Below are 25,482 nucleotides of genomic sequence, written 5' to 3' on the forward strand. Positions count from 1 at the left end.
TCAAGGTTCGGCGTCCTTATCACGTCGCTCTTGGCGCTCGCTTTTCAGGCACTTATTCAATATAGCGAGCGCACATCACTTTGTCAACTACTTTCTCCTTTTTTTCTTACACACTCTTTTCAGCCTCCCTTCAAATCACTACAAAACATGGGTTTTTGACTCTACTATTCTTTAATCTCTCTTCAAAAGCTATATAGTTGTGAGCAAATTTACTGCTTTGCCCCCATGGTTGGTTTTAGACACCCTCTTGCGTAACTGGTTGTTGGAGGATATCGGCCGCGGCGATCGCACTACTAATACCTTATTAGTACAAGATGTTACCCTAGGTAAAGCCCACTGGATTGCTAAAGCTCCAGGAGTAATTGCTGGCTTATCACTTGCAGCTAGGGTTTTTCACCTTTTGAATGAAAAAGTCAGTTTTAAAGCTATTACAGCGGAAGGTGCTAGGTGTGAGCCAGGACAAATAGTGGCAGAAATTTATGGTTCACTGGATGCATTGCTAATGGGAGAAAGGGTAGCTCTCAACTTGGCTATGCGCTTGAGTGGGATTGCAACGCTCACTAATATATATGTGGAGCAAATTGGCGATTTACCTGCTCAGTTGGTAGATACGCGCAAAACTACACCGGGAATGAGGCTTTTGGAAAAGTATGCAACTACCGTGGGAGGCGCAATTAATCACCGTATGGGGTTAGATGATGCGGTTATGATTAAAGACAACCATATTGCGGTGGCTGGGGGAATTGGAGAGGCAATTACTCGCATCCGTTTTCAGATTCCTTATCCCTTAACAATAGAAGTAGAAACGGAAACTTTAGATCAGATAAAGGAAGCCTTACAGTATAAAGCTGACATTATTATGTTGGACAATATGCCTTTAGAACTAATGCGTCAGGGGGTACAATTGATTCGCCAACACAATAGCTGGGTTAAAATTGAGGCTTCCGGGAATGTGACTTTGGAGACTATTCGTGCTGTCGCAGAGACTGGTGTTGACTATATTTCGAGTAGTGCGCCTATCACTCAGTCTAAGTGGTTGGATTTAAGTATGAGAATGGGTTGAGAACTGCACTGAAAAAAGTTAACCCCAGAGAACGCTTGTGGCAAAAGATTAAAAGGGGTTTGAGTTAAGAGAATTTGTGTGGTAAAGACTTGAAAAACTAAACACATCATAGGTGCATGATCAATACCCATATTTACACCGAAAAACCAATCGGTACGTAGACGTAAAGCAGCTTGTCGTTAGACACTGACTCTATGCAAAAGCCAAAATTGCTTCTAATCAATTTGGAATCAGATTTTGCAGCTTTTTCTCTGATAGAGTATCGTCAAAATCGGTAATTTCTTCTGAAGGTAGCAGAGAATGCAGGGGGTTGTACTTTAGAATCACACTCCTCACTTGGACTGAGTGACTAGATTTTAAGGTTAAAATAATCAAGCTTTTCAGAATATCCAATCATCAAGAGCTACATTATCCCTCTGGCAGATAAAATTTATATATGAACGCTACACAAGAACAACTAAAACTTAAATTGGAACAGGCTTTAGTGGATGCTTTTGGCGCTGACTTCGCTGGAGTAGATCCGATTTTGGTTCCTGCTAGCAATCCTCAATTTGGTGATTATCAAGCGAATGCGGCTTTATCCTTAAGTAGAAAGTTAGGAAAGCAACCGACGGTGATCGCTTCTATGATCGTTGAGAAACTAGATGTATCAGAAATCTGCGAACCGCCAGAAATCGCTGGACGAGGATTTATCAATCTGAAATTGAGAACAGCATACCTAGAATCACAACTAAAGACTATTCAAGCAGATTCTAGGCTAGGAGTTCCAGCAGCAAAAATACCAAAGCGGGAAATTGTCGACTTCTCCAGTCCGAATATTGCTAAAGAAATGCATGTCGGACACTTGCGTTCCACAATTATTGGTGATTCCATAGCCCGCATTCTAGAATTTCAGGGACACGATGTCCTACGGTTGAATCACGTAGGTGATTGGGGTACTCAGTTTGGAATGTTAATCGCTTACCTACGGGAAGTTTACCCAGAAGCCCTTACCACTGCTAATGCTTTAGATATTGGGGACTTAGTAAGCTTTTATCGCGAAGCCAAACAGCGGTTTGATGCAGACTTAGCTTTTCAAGAGACAGCACGGCAAGAGGTTGTAAGATTACAAGCAGGTGCAGAAGATACACTTCATGCTTGGAAATTGCTGTGTGAACAGTCGCGGCGGGAGTTTCAAATAATATATGATTTGTTAGATGTCCAAGTAATTGAACGCGGGGAATCTTTTTATAATTCCTTATTACCAAAGGTTGTAGAAGATTTAGAAAAATCTGGGTTATTGGTAGAAAACCAGGGAGCAAAATGCGTTTTCTTGGAAGGGTTTACTAATAGAGAAGGTGAATCTCTACCCTTAATTGTGCAGAAATCTGATGGGGGTTATAACTACGCCACTACGGATTTAGCATCGCTACGCTACCGGATTCAACAGGATGAGGGAAAGCGAATAATATATGTAACAGATGCTGGACAGGCAAACCACTTTACTCAATTCTTCCAGGTAGCAAGCAGAGCCGGATGGATTCCTAATGATGTGGAACTGGTTCATGTTCCTTTTGGTTTAGTTCTGGGGGAAGATGGTAAGAAATTCAAAACTCGTTCAGGGGATACGGTGCGGTTACGGGATTTGTTAGATGAAGCGATCGCTCGTGCTCATGCAGACCTAAAAATTAGATTAAAAGAAGAAGAACGCGAAGAAACTGAAGAATTCATGAATAAAGTTGCTCAAGTAGTTGGGATCAGCGCGGTTAAATATGCAGATTTAAGTCAAAACCGCACTAGCAATTACATGTTCAGCTATGACAAAATGTTAGATCTCAAAGGCAATACTGCACCCTATATGCTGTATGCTTACGCGCGAATTCAAGGTATTAGCCGCAAAGGTGGTATTAACTTTAAAGAGTTGCAAAAAAATGCCAAGGTTTTATTACAGCATGAAACAGAATTAACCTTAGCAAAGTACTTACTCCAGCTAGGTGAAGTTATTAGTATCGTAGAACAAGATTTGCTTCCCAATCGTTTATGTGAGTATTTGTACGAACTGAGTAAAAAGTTTAATCAGTTTTATGACCGTAATCAGGGGGTTCGTGTGCTAGAGGCGGAAGAACCACTGCGGACATCTCGCTTGGTTTTGTGTGATTTGACGGCTAGAACTCTAAGGCTGGGACTATCTTTGCTAGGAATTCAGGTACTGGAAAGGATGTAATGAAAAAGGCGTTGCTAAATCACAATATGAATTATGCGTAGGCGTACGTTGTAGAAATCACCATATCCTCGCGGGGGCAAAGAAAGCCCCTGCATTGAAATACAGCTTTCAAAGCATGAAGGCATGGCTGCGGGAGTTGCCTTTTTCATTAGGGTCATTTTGATGTGAAAGCTTTGCTGGGGGTGTATTATAACCTTTTTTCCTCTTCTGTTTTGTCTAAGTTACGATAAGCGATATTTGAAATTAGCGCTCTTACTTGATCTGGGGAATCTTGTTGCAACGCTAATGCTGCGATCGCCTGAGCTTCAATTACAGTTAATTGAGCGATCGCTTGCTTGACTACAGCTATGGCTTGGGGATTCACACTTAATTCATCCAGCCCTAACCCTAATAAAATTGGTACTGCTAAAGGATTTGCTGCTAATTCTCCACATAATCCTACCCAAATTCCAGCTGCATGAGCAGCTTGGACAGTTTGCTGCACCATCCGCAACACAGCCGGATGCAGTGCATCAACCAAATTTGCCACTCGTGGGTTAGTGCGATCGCCAGCCATGACATACTGGCTCAAGTCATTGGTGCCAATACTAAAAAAATCCACTTCTGTTGCCAAGCGATCAGCAATCATCACTGCTGACGGAACCTCCACCATAATGCCTAATTCCATCGCTTCATCAAAGGGGATGCCAACTTGGCGCAGTCCAGCCTGCACTTCACCTAGAATTGCCTTAGCTGCGTGTACCTCACTCACCGTGGCAATCATCGGCAACATGATCTTAATCTGGTGTCCAACGCTAGCTCGCAAAATTGCCCGCAATTGAGTTTTGAATAAATCTGGATGATCTAGACAGCAGCGAATTCCCCGCCAGCCTAAGAAAGGATTGGCTTCCGATGCTACCTTGAGGTAAGAAAGTGGCTTGTCACCGCCTACATCTAGGGTACGAATAATCAACGGACGGGTATCAAGAATTTGAGCGATCGCCTGATAAACTGCCAGTTGCTCATCTTCAGGTGGAGCGCTTATCCTGTCAAAATACAGAAACTCAGTGCGAAGCAGTCCCACGCCCTCTGCACCCTCAGCTACAGCCACTTGAGCATCAGCTAAGCTACCAATATTTGCGAAGATACTAACTTGCTGCCCATCACAAGTGATTGCTGGCTGGTGGGCTGTGGCTCGTGCTTTCTGTTGAGCTGTTTGCCACGCTTCTTGCTTTGCCGCCAGTACACCCAGAGTATCTGGCTCTGGATCTACCCACGCTTTACCGCTCTCACCATCAAGTGCCATGAGTGTACCATTTTCTAAATGTAACACTTTTGCATCTATCCCTAAAACTGCGGGAATACCTAATGTACGGGCGATGATTGCGCTGTGGGAAGTTGCACTACCAGAAGTAGTACAAATGCCGAGTACTTTTGTCGGGTCTAGCCCAACAGTATCCGAGGGAGTCAAGTCAATGGCCACTATAATGGCTGGTTCAAAGAGATGTAATCTACCAGAGGGATTTCCAACTAGTAACCGCAGCACCCTTTTCCCCACATCCACAACATCATCAGCTCGTTCTTGCAGGTAAGAATCTTCAAGGGTATGGTAAGAAGTCGCTACCTCATTGACTACTGCTTGCCAAGCCGCTTCAGCATTTATGTGGTGTTCTAAGATGCGTTGATGAGCCGCTTCCAGCAATACTGGATCTTCTAACAACAGTATATGGGCATCAAAGATGGCGGCTTCAGTGTCACCAATTTGAATAGACGCTTGTGAGAACACTGCTTGAATTTCGTGTCGGGCAGTATGGATTGCTGCCTGTAAACGTTGCCACTCTAGTTCAGCATCTTCTACGTGGTATTCTGTAATAGCGATCATACTGGGTTGATAATGAACAACCGGAGCGATCGCCACTCCTGGAGAAGCTGCGATCCCTAAAAGTTCGCCGTGAGTTGGTAGGGTAATTTCGTGCTTAAATCCTGATGGAGACTTAAAAGCAGTATTATCTTCACCAAAGTTAGTTACAAATAATGCTTGCAATGCTGCCAACGCCTCATCCGCATCACAGCCAGCAGCACTAATCAACAACTCGTGTCCTTGACGCACTCCTAAAGTTATTACTTGATTAATACTATCGCCCCTAACAGTCTCCGTATTTCTAGTTAAATTTCGTATTTGAATTTGAGATTGAAACCGGGCTATAGTTGCAACAAACTGAGCAGCAGGACGAGCGTGTAATCCTAATCTGTTGCTGACAATCAGCTGGATTTCTTTTGTTGGAAACTCTGCATTCGTTGTTGGTTGGCTTCCACTACTGCTATCTAACGGCAGGTTAGTTATTATACCTAATTGAACCGCTTTTGCGACCAATGCACCTCGTGCTTCTGCAATAACTTGCTGAATCTCTTTACCAGCAGCAGCAGCAACGATGGCAGCGATCGCACCTTCTACCAAGGGTGCTTCACACAAATACACTTTCTGCCGCTGTGCTTCTGGCAAAAATTCTAGCGCCATTTCTGCACTCATCAAAGCACTACCCAAATCCATTAAAACCAGAACCCCATCATCACTGAAAACTGAGGCGATCGCCTCATAAACCTGGATGGGATCTGTGCCCAGTGGGTTTTCGGGATCTTCAATACCTGCTGCAACAGCGAGTGGAACTTTGCCCTGAACCATCTGTGCGGCAAGTTCCCGAACTCCCAGAGCTAGTTGTTTACTGTGAGAAACGATAACAATTCCGACCACTGCAACACCATCAATCTTGTTGAGAGGTTTGTGCTTAGCCAGTTATCCATTTAATTTTTCCATGCGTACCGCCGAAAACAGCAGTTATCTTCATTGCAATTACAACAGTTCGAGAGTATTTGGATTTCTCCAACTAACAATACGAACAAAATAACCTTTTTTTAATGAAATACGTGGTGTCTACTCATGAACCCCATCGCTAGCAGTACAGGAAGAAATGTTTTGGATAAGTTTGTTCCCATCGTACAACTTAATTGAGGCATCGCTGTCAAGATTATCTCGCCACAATATTAAATTAAGCCTTATTCTTCTCCAGAAGTACTTTACTAACTGGCTGATTAATAAATAATATGTGGGTTAACTTGCTTTTTACTTATCTTACGGAATCCCAGGTAATGAAAATGGTGACTATGCAACTATTCGCTTGCGATCGCTTTACCGAAATGAAATAGTTAGTGTTTATTTACAAGATACACTAACTATTTTTCGTTAAGCTACAGTCAATGACACTTATTTTTCAAAATGTCTATATCTCAAAGGAGAGAAAAACTGTATTGCTGTGATTAAATTGAAAAGTGTGTAAAGTTAAAGCTGATATTTTCAGTCATACAGATACTTGCATTTTCTCAATATCATATATTGCCGTAAATGGTTTATCGTAAGGGTGGTTTTTAGCAAACTCTGACATTTCATTAAGTGCATCTGTAAAATCTGCAAACACTTTCTCTACCAGAGAAAAAGCTTTTTTCTTCTGTGCTTCTGTCAGTTTTATGCTTTTAATAAAATGTTCTACATCATCCATTTCTGCCTGGATATGACCTGTCTCCTTAGCATAATGAGACTCACCAAAATACGGATGATGGTGCTGAGTAATTTCTTGAAGTTCCTTTCCTACTTGTGCAATTTCAAATAAAGCCACCGTTCCCGTTGCTTCTATTGCCTCAATAATAGCCAACTTCATCAGGATATCTTCTTCAAAAGTACACATAGCAAATAGGTTATAAATTAAAAAGCGTACTTTCTGTGTTTCTTCACTCCACAGGAATTTTAAAGTATCGGTATATTTTATGGAGTAATCATATCCCATCAACTTGAGATCTTGTATGAACCATATCCAATGGCGACCATCTTCATAAGTGTGCTGGTTGATCATTTCTTGGAGCTTGCTAGTTGCTGGCTCTTTGCGGAGTACAACTCTATTAAAATCCTTAAAACTCATTGCGAAAGGAGCAAAACCAGGAGCCCAAGCTAGTCTTTGTCTTGGGTCTATGCTTTTATCTCGCAGAAACTTCATAAATGGCGTTTGAGCAAATTCTTGCTTCTTTTTTTCAAGCAATGCAAGGACTTCTTCCATTTTCAGATCCCCATATAGTTGTATACTAAAAACTTGTTGAGTACATAAAGATCTACTTTGGTAAGATCAGTTTATGCACCCATGCAAAAAACTTGAGCAACAAATTTGACAGTAGCTTAAGTGTCTCCTAATTTCATTACCTTCAACTTAACCCTTGCGAATCATGGTCACGGCTTCATATCCTCTCAATGTTCGCCTCGCGGTGTTGAATAAGCCAGATTTAATCCCTAGATTAACTAATTTTCTAATCTTCTAATCTTTATGATGGATTTTAGTACTCTTGTTCTAAATTACACATGGCATGAGCTTCGTTATTTCCCTTGTATCATAGTATAAAAATAAATTAACAATCAAATCAAGGACAAAATGCATGATACGCCTCTTGAGTCAGGGTAAGATTCAAGCTAACGCTGGCATAGTTGTTGTCGATAGTACCAGAAGGATGGTAAGCCTGAATCGAAAGTTTATAGAAATGTGGAGTTTCCCACAACATATCATAGTCTCCCAAAATGAGGTTCAAGCACTGGAACTGGCTTCTAACCTAGTTGAAAATTCCGACCTATTTCTTCATAGAATTAAAGAGATTTATATGCATACAGATTTACAAGCTTATGATACTTTTAAATTAAAGGATGGCCGAATGTTTGAGCGTTGTTCACTGCCCCAATACTTAGAAGATGAATGTGTAGGAAGGATTTGGAAATTTCGTGAAATAACAGAACGCCATCAGTCCAAAACTTTGATAGATATTGGAAATAAAATTTTACTATTTCCATCTCATAAAAATATTTCACATAAATTGTAGAGAGACTTTTATCATTCCCATTATTTATTCTCTTTACTTGTATCCCACCAAGTTCTATTATAGATTAAATCTAAAGTAATAGTTGAGGAGTAAATAATGCAATTTTAAGAAAATCTTCGTAGTGACTGTTGCCAATCCGTTATGGTAATGCCTAATACAATTTTGTTTCCCCTTTTTGTTGATACTCAAGCGCCAATAACGATTAACGCTCAAATTGCTGAACAGATTAAACTACTAATTGCTACAGGGGATTTGCAACCAGGCGATACTTTACCCACTGTTACTCAATTAGCTAAACATTTAAAAGTAAATCATAATACTATTGCAGCAGTTTATAACTATTTAATTGAATCAGGTTATCTGGTAGCCCAAAGAGGTAAAGGAACTTTTGTTGCTCACACTCAAGTTGTACAAAATATTATTATTCATAAGGAATTTTACAATTTACTAGGACAAGCTTTTAATGCTGCTGTAATGACTGGGTTATCTCCATCTGAATTTGGTGCAGCGGCCTATGCCCAAGCCGCAATATTGAATCAACACGCTGCTGCTCCTTTAAAATTAGTATTTGTAGAATATTTGCAACACAGTACAGGTGTATATGAAAATATTCAATCAGAAATCAAACTTCCTCTACTATTTATCTGTTTGGAAGACTTAAAGATTAATAAATCAAAAGTTTTAAAAGAACTGTTAGCTGCTGATCTTGTGATCACAACTGCACGACATCAATGGGAAGTCACTAAATTAACTGCACCAGAACAAGAAGTCATTACTGTTAACCTCAAACCAGACTTGCAACTCTTGGCACAAATTTCATCTTTACCTCGTAATGCTCTGATGCTACTTATTTGTCAGGAAAAAGCTACCAGTGGAGTGATGAAACAGATGCTACAACAAGCTGGAATCTCCCACATAAACTTTCAAAGTTTAGATTTAGAATACCTTCAAAAGAATCATCAAATATTGGATGAGGTCGATGCAGTTTGTGCTTCAAGGCTTGTTGAGAACTATGTACGACAGTACAGTATTGAACCTTCTGAAGTAATGGTTTTTAATTTTAGTGTTGATGAAACTAATATGTCAGTTTTAAAAGCTCGCTTGGCTGCAATTCAGTTAGCTAAATCAACTATCCATCAACCTAATCAGTGACTAGAAAGTGATGCGGTAAACAAATGTAGACAAGGTAGCAAAGTTTTTGGAGTTTTAGAGTCGTAGATATTCCTCTAGTAGTGCTTTTAGAACATTAACAGCAACAACTCAGATCGTATACTGAGCTTTTCAATTGTCCAAATTTGATTAGTTGAACTAGCAGAAATGCTGGTTGTACTACAAAACTTATTAAGTATACAAACAAAATTAACTCGCGTAAAACTACTTTATAGAGCTAATACGAGAACTTGAGCAATAAATTCAACAGCAGCTTTTTCAACGCCTTCAAAGACACCTTGTGAATTATATTTATTGCTTAGTGTTATCTCAATATTGCTTCACAAACCTTAAACTAACTAAATACTATTCCTCAAAGAATAACTCATTTTTTGAGGAATTGATAGTCTTATTCATCAATATTATTAATATAATTATTTTATCATCATAATGTTATGTTCGATAGCGTGAAAAGCGTGAAATCTACTTAAAACATATCAATAGCTTTAGCATAAGCTGTATTTTTGAATCGACTGAGTTTTTACGTCTAATTCTTAGCCCTAAATTAAAAATACCATAATACTATATATATAGGTTTAATATACCACTATAGCGGTATGCTGATAAAAGACTAGTTAAGGTAGGCAAGTGGCATGTTTGAAAACTTGATACGTAGGTAAAGCAAGATAACAAACTGTTAAAGGTTTCTGGAGTACAAGGGCAAGTATTACACTTAGTGGGTAAGATTATGAGTAAAAAATTGACCGTAAAGCAAATCAGCCTCAATCTGGCATTGGATGAAGTCAAGAGACTTGAAATGTACTGTAACCAGACAGGGAGAGCAAAAACAGATGTAATTAGAGAGCTGATTCGCAAGTTACCCGATTAGGGTGGTAAGTAGCAGAGAATTACCGGTTGTTTTGCAAAAACAGATGCTAGTCTGGTAAAAAAGCTTGAGGTCAGTATAAATAGCTTGAAAATCATGGTTTATGAACCTTATGTGTGTAGTTGCATAAACTGGCCTAACTCAAGCAGATTTTTTACTCTTAACAAGCTGTTGCAACACAACCGGTTTGTTTGTGAATTTGTGAAGGCGATCGCTCTTTATCTTCACTTCAGAGCTATATTTAGAACCAAGTGTACCGAAGGTTAACCTCAGTCTTAATAATTCTTTATATACAATTGCGACATCCTAAAATCCGCGACACTGACGTCTGCGAAAAAACTTTTGTTGTCACTTTGCCTAAAACGACGTGATCAGTAATATAGATTTAAAGTGAGCTTAGAGCACTTGAGTGTATTACTAAAATTTAATAATTTTAAAAAAAATATATATTTTGAATTTCATTTAGGAATCCTATAGAATTATAGGTGTTAATAAAAGTTTAAATTCATAATTATAAAATTTTATCTTAACTGTTAAGTGCTTGCTTCAAGCATTACTAAACTAACTGGAACAGGCTAAAAGAGAGTTTTGTCTTAGAAACACAAGTTTGCAATGAAGTCAACTCAAAGACTCGTTAATTAACTTGGCACTTTTTTCCTAGGCGTCCATTAGAGTGCCCTATGAATTTATTTTATGCATGACTGAATTGGCAGCTAATTGCTCTACAAGAATTTTTAAACCCAGAGAATTTCCCCAGGTTTATGCTAGATATGGATGTCTTGGTACAAAATCTGCGATCGCAACACCAAGACAAAATTCAATCAATATAAGTGTGGTATCTTGCATTAAAATTGATGACGTAGTATTTGCTAGCTCTACTAACAAAAATTTCACTAGATCATCAATGCATCTCGTCGTATTCTGGGGCTTCAACTCGTCTTGTTTCTAGCCGAGAAGGTGGTAGAAACTCAGCGCGACGCACAGGAACCAAAGGCGGTGTAGCCCCTTGGTAGGGATGAATAACTTGTACAGTACGGGCTGGACGTTGCCGAGGCGAAAACAAAGCTAATACCCCAGCGACTACAATACCGCCGCCAATAGTAAGACTCATCCCTCCTACGGCCCAAACGATGGGTGAAGACCACCAGGGATTTTCTGGTTGGGATGGTGCTAATGCTGCTTTGGATTGGTTATTCTGTTGGGCTAATTGCAGTTGTTGGGTATTGTAATTGTCGAGAAGTCGTTGATTTTGAGTCTTCAACTGTTCATTGTCGGTTTTTAAACGATCCAAGTCCACTTTTAGTTTTTCCCATTCGACACGCTGATCAGAATTGGGAGCTACAGGCTGTGGATTGGGATATGTTGGTGGTTGCCCATAAGGTCCATAAGGATACTGCGCTTGTGGCTGCATAACCTGAGGCGGCATTACAGTGGCTGGCATTTGTGGGGCAACAAAGTTAGATTGTAGAGGAGTATTTGTCCCTTTGAGTAAGACGAGAGCCGCCAGCCCAGCTACGGCAACCCCGCCGATAAATGCCATACTCTCACTCATCGCCTTTGCCCCTTAACCGTGACGTAACTATAACTATTTGTGACTGACTCACACTCACACTCATAATTTTTTGCCTACTTTACTTCAGATAATACTCGAACTACAACCACCTGTATCAGCTAGTTTTTTTACATCCTGATATCTGATGTTAATATTCAAGACTATAACCGTCAAATTGTCCACTAAGTAAAGGCAAAAAAACTATGCTGTTATAGTTTTTTAATCTACTTTGTCAGTCTGACCAAGACAAGTGTTTGTGTCGCTGTTGAAGGTCTTGATAGCTGATTTGAGACTTTGACAAAAATCAGCGATCGCACTCAGTCCCTGCTCTGGTGTGCCATCTGCTAACCGTTTGACAAAAGCACTACCTACAATTACAGCATCTGCGCCCCAATCCTTTACTTGACGGGCTTGTTCAACTTGGGAAATACCAAAGCCTACACCGATGGGTTTATCAGTAACACCACGAATCTGTTTCAGTAAATCTGACACTCGCGTTTCCATCTGGGAGCGTATGCCTGTAACTCCTGTGACACTAACTAAATAGATAAATCCTTGGGAGGAGCGAGCAATCGCTTCTATCCGTTGAGCTGAACTGGTGGGGGCCACTAACAAAGTTACGTTAATTCCCATCTCACCAGCTGGTTGGAGCAATCCTGCGGCTTCCTCTAAAGGTAAGTCAGGTACTACCAAGCCTGCGACCCCAGCAGCAGCAATTTGCTGAAGAAATTTTTCAATCCCCCGGTGCAAAATTGGATTGTAGTAGGTAAACAGGACAATAGGCGATCGCAGATTAGGACTAGTTGTTTGCAACATTTCCAGTATCTGCTCCAACTTAGTTCCTTTTTTCAGGGCCCGGGTAGCAGCTGCTTGAATCACTGGCCCATCCGCTAGCGGATCGGAGTAGGGTACACCCAGTTCAATTATGTCTGCTCCATTGCGATCCAGAATCTGCAACGCTGCTGCTGTTGTTTCTAAATCTGGATACCCAGCGGTGATAAACGGAATCAAAGCGCACTCTCGATTCCTTACAAGAGTTTTAAAACGATCATAAATTGCAGTCATTATTTAAGAGTCAATAGTCAAGAGGAGCCAGTTAGGTGCAGGAATTACCTTTATTGAGTTAACTGGCATTCAACAGTCAAGAGTTAAAATCTGGACTTTTGACTTTGGGCTCTTGGCTAATAGATAACTTTACACCTGTGTTTGTTCTTCTTGTTCTATTTCAGCTTGAATTCGTGCTAGTTCTTCGGGAGTAAGTTCTTCTAGCCGCTTCTGAAGAAAGTCCTGTTCATACTGTTCCCGCTGTTGGTGGTAGGTCATTTTTTGTCCCACTGCGCGGAAAAAATAGGTGATTAACCAGCCAACCAATCCACTGACTAGTAGGACTTGGCTCAAGATTCCAGCTTTTTGATTATCTAACCCGACTAGCTGCAATACTATATATGCCAAGCCGCCAGCCAGAAAAATGCCCAGTCCAATGCTAATGGCGTCAACGCGTCGCATGAGATTTATGACCTACCAATCTTATTAAACTTCAATTTGTCGCCGCTTGGGTCGAAAATTCACAAACGGTGATAGAACCAACAGACCTGGAAAGAAGAAAAACACCAAAAAGTACATAAAGGTACGCTCGATGGCGGTAGCCACATACCAACGCTGTTTGAGGTACAGCAAGATAGCAATTGGCATTACTAAAAGATAGGCTCCAGCCAAAATCAGATACAGCAGGGCGACAATCATACTTTTTTGTCTAAGCGTCTATTTCCTTATCATAGGCTGAATGCTTGTGCTGAGGGAAGTATTGCCTGTTGCAAAATAGGTTGATTTCGCAGTTCATTCCACATACAGATAGGCTGAACGTTGATCAGACGCCTGCGTGTGCGATCGCCACTACCAATTTCCAACCAATTTACCTTTCCCCTCATAGGATTTACGCACACTCTACGAATTCTCGGCGTTCTTCTCTACCAGAAGTGGATCGTAGAGAAGGCGTCTTCTGTGCTAGACGCTGCGCGTTGGCGAAAGCCTCTGGTAGAGATGGCGGTTCGATCAATTAAGCTTTTTGGTAACTTTTGCGTAAGTCCTGCCTCAATAAAGCGCGTCCTGTTTTTCGGCATCAAAAGGTTATAAACAAAAAATTTTCAATTTAGTTGCACAAAAGACACAATTGATGGTGGAATAGATAAGGAAGTATTCGCTGCGTTCAAAAAGTGAATATTTGCCAAATACCTAAGGGGGTGTGGCGGAATGGTAGACGCTACGGACTTAGTAAACTGAGCCTTGAAGGAGAAATCCCTCAAGTGGATGCTCTCAAACTCAGGGAAACCTAAATCTGTTAACAGACACGGCAATCCTGAGCCAAGCCCATAAATTTGAAATTTGTGATTAATCTGTAATCCAAAAGTCTAAATTGAGGGAAGGTGCAGAGGCCCGACGGGAGCTACCCTAACGTTAAGTCGAGGGTAAAGGGAGGGTCCAATTCTCAAAGTCTGTGGTTACTAAACCTATCAGACAGCAGTGAAAGCTGTGGGAGAATGAAAATCCGTTGACCGTAAAAGGTCGTGAGGGTTCAAGTCCCTCCACCCCCATTAAAAAGTTCAAAAGTTTAATAAATTAAACTATCCAGTACAGGTGGGTTTAATAATAAATGTTTTTATTGTTATAGCCGTAGCCATTTTGATTAGGACATGGAAAATGTTCTTGGTACAGCGTCCTAACCAGCCTGGCGGCTGCTATAAATTTATTTTTGGGATATGGGTAGACAGAAATTAAAACTCAACACTGAGCTAAGCGTTCGTCGAGCCAAGCTAAAGCAGCACCAATGGTTTCAGCTAGAATACTAATCAAGCGATATAAGGCGATCGCACCGAATACTACGGGGCCTGGGAAGTGGTGACGTAAAAGTTCATAAGCAGTTGCTTCAAACACACCCAATCCACCAGGCGCACCTGGAATAACTAATCCTAATAACCAAGCGAAACTAAAAGCCCCTAGTAACAAAGGAATTTGACTCCAATTCAAAGAATTCAAGGCAGAAATAGTTAATATAAAGCCAGTACTGCGTAATCCCAAAAAGCCTAATTCTCCTAACAAAGGTCGTAAGGGATAGCGTTCAATATTGAAGGGAATAGTAGGCTGAGTGATATTAGCAGATTTTGTTGCTTTCAGTCTGTACAAAAAGCGAATGGCTGGGTTTGCAAACCGGGGATGAACTGCACAAAGTACCACACCTAAACTCAGTAATTGTAAGATTTGCCCAACCAGAGTGGTATTCACTGCCGCAAATTGACTACCGAATAGAACAATGATGATTAAAGCAGCCGCCGCCATGAGTAGCGGTTCTAGCAAGACGCTTAAGGTAGCTGCACCGTTAGAAATATTAGCATTCTTAGTTGCTACAATTCTCCCATAGTAATGCCAGATATTACCTGGCAAATACTTGGCTATGTTTGTTTTTAGGTAAACTTGAATAAACTCGGAAGATGGTACAGGTTGATTTAAATCTTGCAGAACCCAAGTCCAGATCCAGCCAGCCCAAGTATGTGCCAGTAAAGTTACACCTGTCGCGATCGCAAGAATTGCCCATCCTACACCATCAATGCGGATAGTAGCCACCTCGAGCCAATTATCCTTCAAAGCTTTCGCTAAAAAAAACAGCGTCCCACCCAAAATTAGCCAGCGCAAAATTTGCTTCATGATTTTGGTAATTTAACGGTTATGGCAACCAGGGTTGAATATCTCAAATCCTAATTGACATTTTTTTTACTAAATTCTCCATATCCCATATATAGTAATCTGATTTGATTCGTGAACTGACTCGTAGAGACAGGGAATGGGGAATAGAGAGAAGTTAGAGCGGAGGTTTTCTCAGATCCAAACTTCGGAGGAATAGAAAATAGGGAAAAATCAAAAAGGTAGTTAGAGGTTTACGCAGTTTTTTCAAAAATTAAATATGAATTATATAGATATTTAATATCTTTCTTAAGGGTGATCTCAAACGATATACATTGATCCCTGACTTATAGTTCAATTTATACACTATTAAAAACAGCCTTAGTTTTTCCACAGAATCAATAAAATATTATATTATTTTATCTCTCCTTAGTTAGATAGAAATAATGGTTTAGTGCTAAGTATAATGTTACCTACGCTAGATGTGTGGGTAGTTTTAGTCCTCCTATCCTTAACTAGGGGTGTTAAAAGGTTTGCTGAAGAAAAATAGTTCAAAAAATTGCCAATCAACCCTATAAGTCAGCAAAATCAATAGCTTACTTTTAGTTTGAAGGAGGACATGACTAGAATGAACGTTTTGAGAGCTTTCTTGAAAAAATTGCGGCTGCGCCAGGTGTTAACTATCTTTTTAGCTGGGTTATTATTGGTAGTTAGCACTGCTTGTAGCGGGGCAAATGCCACAGGTGCAAATCCACAAAATCCTGCTGTCCAAGCTGGCGGAGCGAACAATCCTTATAAGGATGGTGGAGACAAATATACCAATTATCGGATGTCTACAGATCCGAAAGTAACGAACACAAAAGCTAACAAGCAACAAAACCAAGCTAGCGTACAGCCAAGCTCACAATTTATCATTGCCACAAATAGAGAATCTGAGCTACTTTATCCCGGTGCTGAGACACCAGCAGGTCGAGTTAATAAAGAAGCAGAACTGCCAATCATCACTGATAAAGACTTTCGCCAACCTGAACCAGGTGGCTTAATTCAACGTGAACCAAATTTAGGAACTCGGGTTCAAGAACGAATTGAAACTGTAAAAGAAGAATTTGAAGAGGCTTCCGGCTTTCTGAAAGAAAAGGCAGATGAGGCAGGTACTAGACCTGAATTACAAAAAAACCCGGCAGTAGGCAGATAGAATTCTAATTTCGTCTCAATATCTGAGATTTGAAATTAATTCTAAATGCTTTCTTGGTTAACGTTTAATTAGACACAAAATTGCAAGGACTGGAACTATGAAAAGAGCAATCAATTGGCTGAAAAATATTCGTCCCGCGAAGATTTTAACGGTCTTCCTAGTAGGAATTTTCCTATTTATGACCCAGGCTTGCGGTGCTCGTGGAATAGCAACACCACCACCACAACCCGATTCTCAATCATCTTATACCAAACGATACGATCCCACAAAAGATTATCCTCTCTCTTCTCCTGCTGGTGGAATGAATAATTTTAGTGATGTAGACCCCAGAGCTGGAGGAACTGAGAAGGCAGCAAACGATAGATCTGAAGCGCTATCAAAAAATGCTCAAAGGAATGTTGAAGAAAAAGGGATTGACAGTCGTGAGCAATACGAACGAAATTTTAAAGACGGTACATCCTTTGGTGAAAGAGTGAAAAATTTGGGTGAAGATGTTGGTAGTTCTGCTGGAGAAGTCGGAGAAGGAGTCGCTAAGGGAACTAAGCGCGGGATTGAAAATATCCAGGAAAACACTCAGAACGCTGCTAAAAGCTTGACCAAAAATATCCAACGTGCAGGCGAGGATGCTGGAAAAAATATTCAGCGAACAACCGAGGATGCAGCTGACGCTGTAAATAGGACAGTCAGATAGACTGATTAAAATTAATTATTGATTGTAGGACAGGCTTCCTGCCTGTTCTATGTTTTGCACTTATGATGATTGTTATTAGTCTTTATATCATTTTCAAAGTAAAAAATAGTATAAATTTTACTTATTTAAATCAATTAACTTCTATGTATATATTATCTATTAATCTTAGTAAGCCATTAACTATAATCTAAATCCGGTAAGCTAAAGTAAGCGATCGCGATACCATCCTTATAATGTAAATCAAATCACATAAGCTTATGGAGCCAGACTCTTTACAAACCGAGGTGATTCTGACGTATCCCCGTGAGTCCCTCGGTAGAGTGCAACTTGATTGGACACCCCAGCCCGGAAACTATCTTGATTTTCAAGGTAAAACCTACGCGGTTTTAGAGCGCCGCCACAGATATCAATTAAAGGCTGGGCGCTACCGCTTGCATAATATTGCTATTTACGTACAATCTGCTAAACGACCATCTGAGAAAAGTTTAGTACAGGGACGTTGGGTAATTGGTGATGCTAGTTGCCGATATAATGCTTGTTCAGAAATTATTCGCTGTGCTGTAAACCCAGATGGCCCTTGCAAGTCTTGCCGCTTTTATGAAAATTTAGAAGTCAGGAGTTAAGGCTTAGAAGTTAGGAGTTAGGAGTTATTAGTCTCATCTCTTGATCTTCCTAACTCCCAGAGCCAAAGACTTCTCCCACAGTTAAACGGTTACCATTGACAAAATCCCATCCCGACTGGGGACGTTTACCAGCTAGCTGAACTTCTCGCAATAGCAAAAAACCCTCCCCAGTTTGGGCGATCGCTCCAATTCCCTTAGCAATGCTCACTACTTCTCCAGGATTATTTAATTTAGTTGACAAATTAGACAATTTAGGGATTATTTCTTGCAATTCTGGTGGTAGCTCGCGATCGCAAGCAGAACCAAAGGGAGCGGAAGCCGTGATTTTCAGAGGTCTGTCACGAAAGATAGCAGTACAGTTAGGGTAAAAGCCCCTGATTTGATTGTGTAACTGGATAGCGCTTTTTGACCAATCCAAGCCATAATCTTGTTTTTGAATTAAAGGTGCATAACTAGCTTCTGAATTGTCTTGAGGAATTGGTTCAATTTCCTTACGTTCTAGCTTCAACAGAGTTTCCACTAACAAATCTGCACCAATTGCTGCTAGCCTATCGGCTAAATCTTGGGCATTCTCTAGTAATTCAACAGGTGTAATCGCTTTTAGAAGCATTGCCCCAGTATCCATCCCCGCATCCATTAACATGGTCGTGATCCCCGTCTCCCTTTCGCCGTTATGTAGACACCACTGAACCGGAGCTGCACCTCGATATTTCGGTAAAATTGAGCCATGTAGATTAATGCACCCCAACTTTGGTATATCTAAGATTTTCTGCGACAAAATCTGTCCATAGGCGACGACAACAAACGCATCTGCGTCTAATTGTTTGAGTTGGGTTAAAGTTTCAGTGTTTTTTTTCACTGACTGGGGCTGCCATACTGGCAAGGTATGATTATTGGCGATAGTTTTTATTGGGGAAGGGGTAAGTTTATTTCCGCGTTCCCGGCGTTTATCTGGTTGGGTTACAACTGCCAACACTTCAAATTCTGAGTGATTCAGTAACTTTTCTAAAGTGGGGATAGCAAACTTGGGAGTACCAAAGAATACGATTTTCATTAGTCATTAGTCATTAGTCATTAGTTAATAGTAAGTGCGACCCTAATTACTGACAACTGATTTAATTACAACTTCAATGCTGTGGTGTAAAGCACCGTTGACTTTTGTAAAGAATATTTGATGATATATATGTTGTTACTAGGCGCTAGAGGATCTAAATGCTAAATTTAGTTCAAAATTTTTTCTCGAACTGGCGCTAAGTGCGATCGCGCTTATAATAAGGTGATTTATGAAAAAATTTTTACCGATGAAGAGGGTGAACAGCCGTTCCAACCTACGATGTAATGATGTTGTGTGGTAGTTTTTATTCTGGAAATCACCTACACTGTTGCTTTTCTACTGTTTTTTTTGAAAAATATCACAATTTCTGTTTTTTAGTGGATGACACTAGTGGTTTGTGAGTAACATATATTATGTGATATGCCTTACCCAAATTTTTAAAGTAGCGCCTCACATTTATAGTTATCGGAGTTTCCACTGTTGCGGCAACGCCTGAACTAGCTAGGTAAATCCAGGCTAGTTACTACTAGCAACGTTCACTAAATACATAATTCTCTGACTTTCTGCTGCCAGTATTAATAACCTTAATTCTTCCTCATCAACACCAAATGTTGGTGAGGTTGAATATAGAAACATAAATAGTGTATTTTTGGCAGAAATTACTTAGTTTTCTGCCGTTTATTATACGGGCATATTTTCGTAAAAACATCTTGTATGCCTTTACTAATAAAAGGTAATTAAATATACTTTTTTCGTAAAAATATGCAAAATTGGAAGTAAATATCTCGTAAAAACTTTTGGTTTCTTGCTATACATATAATTAGACTTTGCTCATTGCCGTATAAGCATTGCTCCTTACACAGCAACCACACTTTTAAAGAGTCTACAAATGCTTAAACCCCTTTTGCTGTCAGGATGGTTCCGTACGCACCCCTTTCTTAATTACGTAGTTTTTGTGATACTGCTTGCACCTTTATTTGCGGCATCAGCTAACTCTAGCGCAGCCAAATCAAGAGTAGTAAAAGTAACTTCTATGACTGGAGAATCCGACTCTGTATCAAAAGAAGTGGCTGCTTTTAAGGAACCAGATATAGCTGAAATTGTCAAAGCTCAAACAAGCTCGTTGAGAGAATTTGACTCTGTGCCAATTAAAAAAACTGCTGTTAAGAAACCGCAAATATTAGCAGCGGATAAAATTAAGTCTTTGTTAGAAGAAAATAATTATCTAGCAGATGATTCTCTGTCAAGCAGCAATGTGTCTACTGCTGATCCATTTGCAGCAGTTGAACTCGCGCCATCACCAGGGGTGTTTGTTAGTCAACTTCATTTAGTGGAGAAATTAAAAGCCGCTAAGATTAAGTCTTTGACAGAAAAAGAAAATTCTCAAGCAAGACAAAAGCCTGTTTCTCAATCATTGGCGGCTGTTGAACTTGCACCAATTGCAGGAGAATCACAACCAACTACAACAACGCAAACACCTGCTGAGGAAACTCAAGCAGAACAAACAGATCCCATAGGAAGTCCTCATCCTATTCCTTGGAAATGGATCACAGCTACTCAAGAGACTATTGGCTCCAAAGGTGGCTCTGGAGTGCGCTACTACCGCAGTGTACCTGTAGTTTCCCCAGATGGTAAATATGCTGTTTATAGTCGGGTGCAACTAGAAGTAAAACCAGAAATGTATAACAGTCGCGTCACCAGCGTTCTGTTTGTCCAAGATATGCAAACCAAGAAGTTGTGGGTGATGGCTTCAACAGCTCCTGTTAGTGATCCTTTATTAGCTGTAAATGCTGTTTTACCAGAACAAGAACAGATCGATACAAATGGATCAATTGGGGTGTTAGTTCCCGTCAGCTGGTCCGAAAAAGGCGATCGCTTCTTAGCACGTAAGTTTAAAGGAATATTTAACACAGGTGATGCTACAGATCATGCAGTGATTTGGGATCGGCAAAAAAATCAAGCCAATATTGTTGCTCCGGCTCAAGAGGAAAATGAGCATGAGAAAATAGCGATATTATTAGGTTGGAGTAAAAGCCAACCCGATCATGTACTATTTCGTGCTGGTGAGATGGGCGAGGAAAACTGGCCTTTGGTAAAAGTAGCTAATGATGGCAAGACTGTACCCACAACAACAGATGCAGATCAGCCTATTACTTTTGGTAAAAAAGATACAGAAGTTTGGGCAGGGCCACAAGTCGCTTATCGGTAGTTTATAGAAAATTTTATATGCTGTTCCCGTTATTGCCACTGGTGACGACGGGAAATTTTTTTAAGAGGAGACAGCTAACAGCCGTATGATCCAAAAGAGGTTCTGAGTTATGAGTTAGTACAAGGAATCAAAATGATTGAAAATACTATTCCCATATCAACTCTCTTTATTGGGCTTAACGGAATCACAGCAATTTTTCTTTCATATATTGCGGCATCTGAACGGGGTAAATACTAGGGTTTGGCATGGTGAGTCTAAGGAAGATATAGTGCAACAAGCTGATCCGCTAATCAATCCTAGTGCTTGGGCGGCTATGGTAAAGAATATAACTCAAAAGCTATTTCCCGATCAAAGAGATAAATAATACTAATTTCTAAACAAAGCTATTGTTATTTATGGTTGCTTTTTTATTCAGGTATAGTTCCTTTCACTCGGCGGATAGGCAGATTAGCAATTAAAGCTGTGGTTCGTTGGTTGCTTTCTAGGGAGAACTCTAAGCCTTCCGTGTCAATTTCTACATAGCGGCAGACTACATCTAGGATTTCTTGCCGCATTTTTTCCAACGTTTGAGGATCTAAGTCAGCGCGATCATGGGCAATCACCAATTGCAGGCGACGTTTAACTTGAGTGCGACTGTTGTCAGTACCGCGAGAAAAAAGTCGTTCTAGAAGTTCAATCATTGCAAATAGGTCTGGGGCAGAGACTGGAAAATGAGTTAAACAATCTTTGTCCACAACAACCTTCGCAGACGGGCGAAGATGTTGTCCTGTGACGAGTCGATCTCAAGAAATTGGATCGATTCCCCTTCCAATCTACGAGCAATGTTTTCAAAGGCTGTGGCAGCTAAAGAGGGAGTATCCGCTAATACTAAAGGTTCGCCGCGATTGGTAGAGACAATAACGCGCTCATCGTCAGGGATCACCCCAATTAGGGGTATTGCGAGAAGTTCCTGAACATCTTGCACTGACATCATATCATTCGCCTGTACCATTGAGGGTCTGATACGGTTAATTATTAAATGAACACGCTTGATACCTTGTGCTTCTAATAACCCGACTACCCTGTCAGCATCACGAACGGCAGAAATTTCTGGCGTGGTGACAACTAGGGCTTCTTTAGCTGGGGCGATCGCATTTTTAAACCCATTTTCAATCCCAGCAGGGCTATCAATGATCACGTACTGATATTTCTGTGCCAGTGCATTCACTAGTAACTTCATTTGTTCGGGAGTGACTGCATCTTTAGAGCGGTTCTGTGCTGCTGGCAAAAGTACGAGGTTGGGTTGTCGCTTATCTTTCACCAAAGCTTGTTCTAAGCGACACTCCCTTGCCAGAACTTCCACCGCAGTATAGACAATGCGGTTTTCCAGCCCTAGCAGCAAATCCAAATTTCTTAGACCAAAATCCGCATCAACTAAAGCAACTTGACGCCCTATTTTGGCTAAAGCCATGCCCAGATTTGCCGAAACTGTGGTTTTACCCACGCCTCCTTTGCCGGAGGTAATTACAATAATGCGAGTCATGGTAGAAATGCGCTCGATTAGGTTCAGGAAATATAAAACAGTAAACTGAAGTATAAAGTATGAAGTATCGTATCAAGTATGAAGAAATATCTGAACTCCCTGATGAGGGTGAGGCATGAATATTTTCTTTACTTCATCCTTTATCCTGACATTTTCTAAGTAAATATTTATGGCTCCTGATTGCTCCTGGATAATTGGTTTCTAGAAAAATCAGTAGCCCTAGCGATGCGAATTCCTTGAGGTGTAATATGTGCCACTTCTGGAGAAAACTGCATGGGCGATTTTTCTGGTGCTCTAGCTACAGCATCTGCTATCCGCAATTGGGTTGGTTCCATTTGCAGAGCCATAATCAGACACTCGCGATTGCCTCCGGCACCAGCGTGAGCAACGCCACGTAAGCGACCCCAGACTAAAATATCTCCATCTGCGATTACAATACCACCGGGATTTAAATCTCCTAAGAGAATTATTGTACCAGGATGACGTATTTCTACTCCAGAACGTACAGTCATTTCCAGATAGAGGGAATCTGCTAGGGGTATAGCCGCAGCTTTGGGTTCAGATGTCAAGGAAGTTACTGGCTGTAGTTGTTCTACAGAATAGCCGGCTGTTACCGCAGCGATCGCAGTTTGACGACGACTAGTCGAAACAGATGTTAGCTGGAGTTGTAAGTCATTTAAAGTTTCAGCAAGTTCTTGCAGTTGCCTAGCATCCACCAAGCGATCATACGCCATCAGATGCACTATAGTGTTAGGCATTCGTAAGCGATCGCTTGCATTCAAGCGGTGCTTCATCTGTTGCCAAATATCAGACCAACTTAATTCTGAGGCAGATACTTGAGATTCTGTTGGTAAAATTAATAACAGTCGTCCCTCCTCACTTTTCAACTGGACTTGAATATTGTGATTTACCTGATGCTGAAGTAATGATGATTCGGTGGGATTGGAATCAGTCAGGATAAAATTTGATGCTGAATCAGAAAAAGCAGGATTGGAATCTAAATCCGGGTTAGTAGGATTTGACTCAACATCGCCAGGTGTAGAGTTTGATTTTAAATAAAGGAGAACAGATTTTAGCTCAGCATCTGGAAGGATAGAATCTGACTCTACATCAGCAACGCCAGAAACAGTAGAATTTACCTCTATATCAGAAAGAGTAGATATTGATTCTGCATTAGGGAATGCAGAACTGGACTCTAAATTGGGTATAGCAGAATCAGAAGTCATGCAGCACCAGCCAAAAGACGCAAATACACTGAGCAATTACCAATATTTAGATTAGTTGCAGAATGCAACTACATCCTCACCCCAGAAAGTGATCAGTAGTTTAAGTTTAATAATGATCATCATCTTCACTTTTAACTCAAGACTCCTGACTCAGGACTGTTTGAGTCAACCTTTGATAAATTGTCCCCAACGCATCAGCATCACCAACATTACCCGGAAACAGCACCACGGGCAAATTAGGAAACTGGGAATGATCAGATGGCGTCAGCACCATAGAACAACCAGCTAATATTTGACCGAGTAAGCGTGCGGAAGTTAAGGCAAGACCATTACTCAAGACATCATTTGAAGTAATGCCACCTTTGCTGATTAAGAATCCTATATCAGATGGTAAGCCGCGCACAATATCCATCAATAAACCTGAAACCTTTGCCCCAAAATCTAATCGTGTTTTGACATCTTTGAAAGACAATTCTTGGCGGCTAGTATAAATTACTGGTGTTTTGCCAGCAGCGTGTACCACCCTTGTGCTTTCCAGGATCTCGGTTAGCAGTGTAGCAGATTGATTTGTCCCATCATCAAGTAATCGTGCTACATTCACTTCGATTCCCACGATTCCCTCGACTTGCAACAGTGCCGCTAACTGCTGAGTTGTTTTTTTCACATGGGAACCAACTATGATTGCACCTGGTTTGCCTTGTCGTACATACTGTGCCATATTTTCGGCAGCAATAGGCTGAGGAGGTAAGGCTGCTAAAGCTGTTAAGATACTGGCAGCACTGCGAAACAGAAAGCGTTTACCTTGGCTTGCCGCAGCTAGTACGTCAACGGCAAAGCGATTAAGATCACTTTGAGTTTCACCATCTACAACAGCGCACTTATTATCAGTAAGTTTCAGCAAGCGTTCCAGGCTACCAGCGCGAATGTCGGCCAGTAGAAACCTTTCTACAGCCTCTGCGCTAATTTGTCCTTGAGTCTTTTCCTCTACGTACTTAGGCAAATAACTGTGGTGGTAGCCAAAGACCGAATCACGGGCGAACTCAGTTTCATGCACTGGTGTTGGTACACCATCAATAATCAAATAATGTATGCTGTCACGGGTGATACGCCCACCCTCTGTTTGAGAGGCTCCGCCAACAAAAAATGCTGGAACGAGAAAATGAGCATCAAATGGCCCAAGTTCTTGGGCGATCGCATCTGTTTCGATAGGGTAATGTCCCCGCAAAGTAGAATCAGAACGGCTGACAATCAGAAAATCGTCGATTCCTTCAGTGCTTAAGGCGATTTTCAGGTTCTGGCAAACTTCTTTGGTAACAGATGCGGCTGACTCTGGAGGTAAAGATCTAGTATTAGTCAGCACAAAGAAGATTGGTGAGTCATCGCGTAAACCGATGCGTAAAGTATCTACATCCCACCGCATTAGCAGTAAGCAGCTGTGGACTGTTTGAGAACCAGTAGGGTCATCATCCAAAACAATTATTTTTGGTTTGTTGCTCATTGTTGCTCATTTAAGCCAATGGGGCGACTGTTTTTTGTGAAAGTTG

General features: G+C 40.8%; 23 protein-coding genes and 1 pseudogene. 10 read left to right on the forward strand and 14 right to left on the reverse strand.

Annotated features, from left to right (window positions below; genetic code table 11):
• The first annotated feature begins 199 nt into the window (after window positions 1–199).
• Together nadC and argS are read left to right on the forward strand one after the other, a co-directional pair.
• Complete coding sequence (gene nadC, locus IQ246_RS14760; RefSeq protein ID WP_194004114.1) at window positions 200–1,063, forward strand: carboxylating nicotinate-nucleotide diphosphorylase; 864 nt, start codon at window positions 200–202, stop codon at window positions 1,061–1,063.
• Window positions 1,064–1,499: 436 nt separating this feature from the next.
• On the forward strand, window positions 1,500–3,266 hold the full coding sequence (argS, locus tag IQ246_RS14765) for an arginine--tRNA ligase (protein WP_194004115.1): 1,767 nt from the start codon (window positions 1,500–1,502) through the stop codon (window positions 3,264–3,266).
• A gap of 187 nt (window positions 3,267–3,453) precedes the next feature.
• Here argS and ptsP read toward each other — a convergent pair whose 3' ends face one another.
• From ptsP to IQ246_RS30380, 3 genes and pseudogenes are all read right to left on the reverse strand, one after another.
• Window positions 3,454–5,997 carry a phosphoenolpyruvate--protein phosphotransferase gene (gene ptsP / locus IQ246_RS14770; protein WP_194004116.1) on the reverse strand — a complete coding sequence of 848 codons (2,544 nt, stop codon included), beginning with the start codon at window positions 5,995–5,997 and terminating at the stop codon, window positions 3,454–3,456.
• Window positions 5,998–6,601: 604 nt separating this feature from the next.
• Entirely contained in the window at window positions 6,602–7,351 is a 750-nt protein-coding gene (locus IQ246_RS14775; protein WP_194004117.1) for a hypothetical protein, read from the reverse strand.
• 150 nt (window positions 7,352–7,501) lie between these two features.
• Window positions 7,502–7,600, reverse strand: a pseudogene (locus IQ246_RS30380) (IS6 family transposase); the annotation flags it as partial.
• 121 nt (window positions 7,601–7,721) lie between these two features.
• Between IQ246_RS30380 and IQ246_RS14780 the strand changes: the two are divergent.
• The 3 genes from IQ246_RS14780 to IQ246_RS14790 all read left to right on the forward strand — a co-directional run bounded on the left by IQ246_RS14780 (window position 7,722) and on the right by IQ246_RS14790 (window position 10,194).
• On the forward strand, window positions 7,722–8,156 hold the full coding sequence (locus tag IQ246_RS14780; protein ID WP_194004118.1) for a PAS-domain containing protein: 435 nt from the start codon (window positions 7,722–7,724) through the stop codon (window positions 8,154–8,156).
• 147 nt (window positions 8,157–8,303) lie between these two features.
• Window positions 8,304–9,308: a GntR family transcriptional regulator gene (locus IQ246_RS14785; RefSeq protein WP_194004119.1), complete on the forward strand. Its 1,005-nt coding sequence runs from the start codon at window positions 8,304–8,306 to the stop codon at window positions 9,306–9,308.
• A 745-nt stretch (window positions 9,309–10,053) separates the two neighbouring features.
• Window positions 10,054–10,194, forward strand: a complete 141-nt coding sequence (locus IQ246_RS14790) for a CopG family transcriptional regulator (RefSeq protein ID WP_194004120.1) — start codon at window positions 10,054–10,056, stop codon at window positions 10,192–10,194.
• Window positions 10,195–11,092: 898 nt separating this feature from the next.
• On the opposite strand, the gene IQ246_RS14795 is transcribed toward IQ246_RS14790, so the two are convergent.
• From IQ246_RS14795 to IQ246_RS14820, 6 genes are all read right to left on the reverse strand, one after another.
• The gene (locus tag IQ246_RS14795; RefSeq protein ID WP_194004121.1) at window positions 11,093–11,743 is read right to left on the reverse strand and encodes a heterocyst differentiation related protein; all 651 of its coding nucleotides are present in this window, start codon (window positions 11,741–11,743) and stop codon (window positions 11,093–11,095) included.
• Window positions 11,744–11,962: 219 nt separating this feature from the next.
• Window positions 11,963–12,808, reverse strand: coding sequence for a tryptophan synthase subunit alpha (gene trpA / locus IQ246_RS14800; RefSeq protein ID WP_194004122.1), 846 nt, complete (start codon window positions 12,806–12,808; stop codon window positions 11,963–11,965).
• 129 nt (window positions 12,809–12,937) lie between these two features.
• The gene (locus IQ246_RS14805; protein ID WP_194004123.1) at window positions 12,938–13,249 is read right to left on the reverse strand and encodes a DUF3007 family protein; all 312 of its coding nucleotides are present in this window, start codon (window positions 13,247–13,249) and stop codon (window positions 12,938–12,940) included.
• Between the two features lie 24 nt (window positions 13,250–13,273).
• Window positions 13,274–13,486: an NAD(P)H-quinone oxidoreductase subunit L gene (ndhL, locus tag IQ246_RS14810; protein WP_194004124.1), complete on the reverse strand. Its 213-nt coding sequence runs from the start codon at window positions 13,484–13,486 to the stop codon at window positions 13,274–13,276.
• Between the two features lie 29 nt (window positions 13,487–13,515).
• A complete protein-coding gene (locus IQ246_RS14815; RefSeq protein ID WP_194004125.1) occupies window positions 13,516–13,671 on the reverse strand; it encodes a hypothetical protein in 156 nt (51 codons plus the stop codon).
• Window positions 13,672–14,521: 850 nt separating this feature from the next.
• Window positions 14,522–15,442, reverse strand: coding sequence for a lysylphosphatidylglycerol synthase domain-containing protein (locus tag IQ246_RS14820; protein WP_194004126.1), 921 nt, complete (start codon window positions 15,440–15,442; stop codon window positions 14,522–14,524).
• Between the two features lie 604 nt (window positions 15,443–16,046).
• On the opposite strand from IQ246_RS14820, the gene IQ246_RS14825 reads away from it, so the two are divergent.
• The 3 genes from IQ246_RS14825 (at window position 16,047) to IQ246_RS14835 (ending at window position 17,927) form a co-directional block, all read left to right on the forward strand.
• Entirely contained in the window at window positions 16,047–16,613 is a 567-nt protein-coding gene (locus IQ246_RS14825) for a DUF6658 family protein (protein ID WP_194004127.1), read from the forward strand.
• A gap of 97 nt (window positions 16,614–16,710) precedes the next feature.
• Window positions 16,711–17,304, forward strand: a complete 594-nt coding sequence (locus IQ246_RS14830) for a hypothetical protein (protein WP_194004128.1) — start codon at window positions 16,711–16,713, stop codon at window positions 17,302–17,304.
• 257 nt (window positions 17,305–17,561) lie between these two features.
• Window positions 17,562–17,927: a DUF6464 family protein gene (locus IQ246_RS14835; protein ID WP_194004129.1), complete on the forward strand. Its 366-nt coding sequence runs from the start codon at window positions 17,562–17,564 to the stop codon at window positions 17,925–17,927.
• A gap of 49 nt (window positions 17,928–17,976) precedes the next feature.
• Here IQ246_RS14835 and fmt read toward each other — a convergent pair whose 3' ends face one another.
• Window positions 17,977–18,981 (reverse strand): methionyl-tRNA formyltransferase, encoded by a 1,005-nt coding sequence (fmt, locus tag IQ246_RS14840; protein ID WP_194004130.1) that lies wholly within the window; start codon window positions 18,979–18,981, stop codon window positions 17,977–17,979.
• Window positions 18,982–19,870: 889 nt separating this feature from the next.
• On the opposite strand from fmt, the gene IQ246_RS14845 reads away from it, so the two are divergent.
• Window positions 19,871–21,190 (forward strand): hypothetical protein, encoded by a 1,320-nt coding sequence (locus IQ246_RS14845; protein WP_194004131.1) that lies wholly within the window; start codon window positions 19,871–19,873, stop codon window positions 21,188–21,190.
• 136 nt (window positions 21,191–21,326) lie between these two features.
• The gene (locus tag IQ246_RS14850) at window positions 21,327–21,554 is read left to right on the forward strand and encodes a hypothetical protein (RefSeq protein WP_194004132.1); all 228 of its coding nucleotides are present in this window, start codon (window positions 21,327–21,329) and stop codon (window positions 21,552–21,554) included.
• Between the two features lie 43 nt (window positions 21,555–21,597).
• On the opposite strand, the gene minE is transcribed toward IQ246_RS14850, so the two are convergent.
• The 4 genes from minE to IQ246_RS14870 all read right to left on the reverse strand — a co-directional run bounded on the left by minE (window position 21,598) and on the right by IQ246_RS14870 (window position 25,436).
• Window positions 21,598–21,870 carry a cell division topological specificity factor MinE gene (gene minE, locus IQ246_RS14855; protein ID WP_194004133.1) on the reverse strand — a complete coding sequence of 91 codons (273 nt, stop codon included), beginning with the start codon at window positions 21,868–21,870 and terminating at the stop codon, window positions 21,598–21,600.
• Window positions 21,871–21,905: 35 nt separating this feature from the next.
• Complete coding sequence (gene minD / locus IQ246_RS14860) at window positions 21,906–22,712, reverse strand: septum site-determining protein MinD (RefSeq protein ID WP_194004134.1); 807 nt, start codon at window positions 22,710–22,712, stop codon at window positions 21,906–21,908.
• Window positions 22,713–22,879: 167 nt separating this feature from the next.
• Window positions 22,880–23,938, reverse strand: coding sequence for a septum site-determining protein MinC (minC, locus tag IQ246_RS14865; RefSeq protein WP_194004135.1), 1,059 nt, complete (start codon window positions 23,936–23,938; stop codon window positions 22,880–22,882).
• Between the two features lie 136 nt (window positions 23,939–24,074).
• Window positions 24,075–25,436, reverse strand: a complete 1,362-nt coding sequence (locus tag IQ246_RS14870; protein WP_194004136.1) for a four-carbon acid sugar kinase family protein — start codon at window positions 25,434–25,436, stop codon at window positions 24,075–24,077.
• Window positions 25,437–25,482: the final 46 nt, after the last annotated feature.

This window comes from aff. Roholtiella sp. LEGE 12411 (genome assembly GCF_015206995.1).
Classification (GTDB): domain Bacteria; phylum Cyanobacteriota; class Cyanobacteriia; order Cyanobacteriales; family Nostocaceae; genus Komarekiella.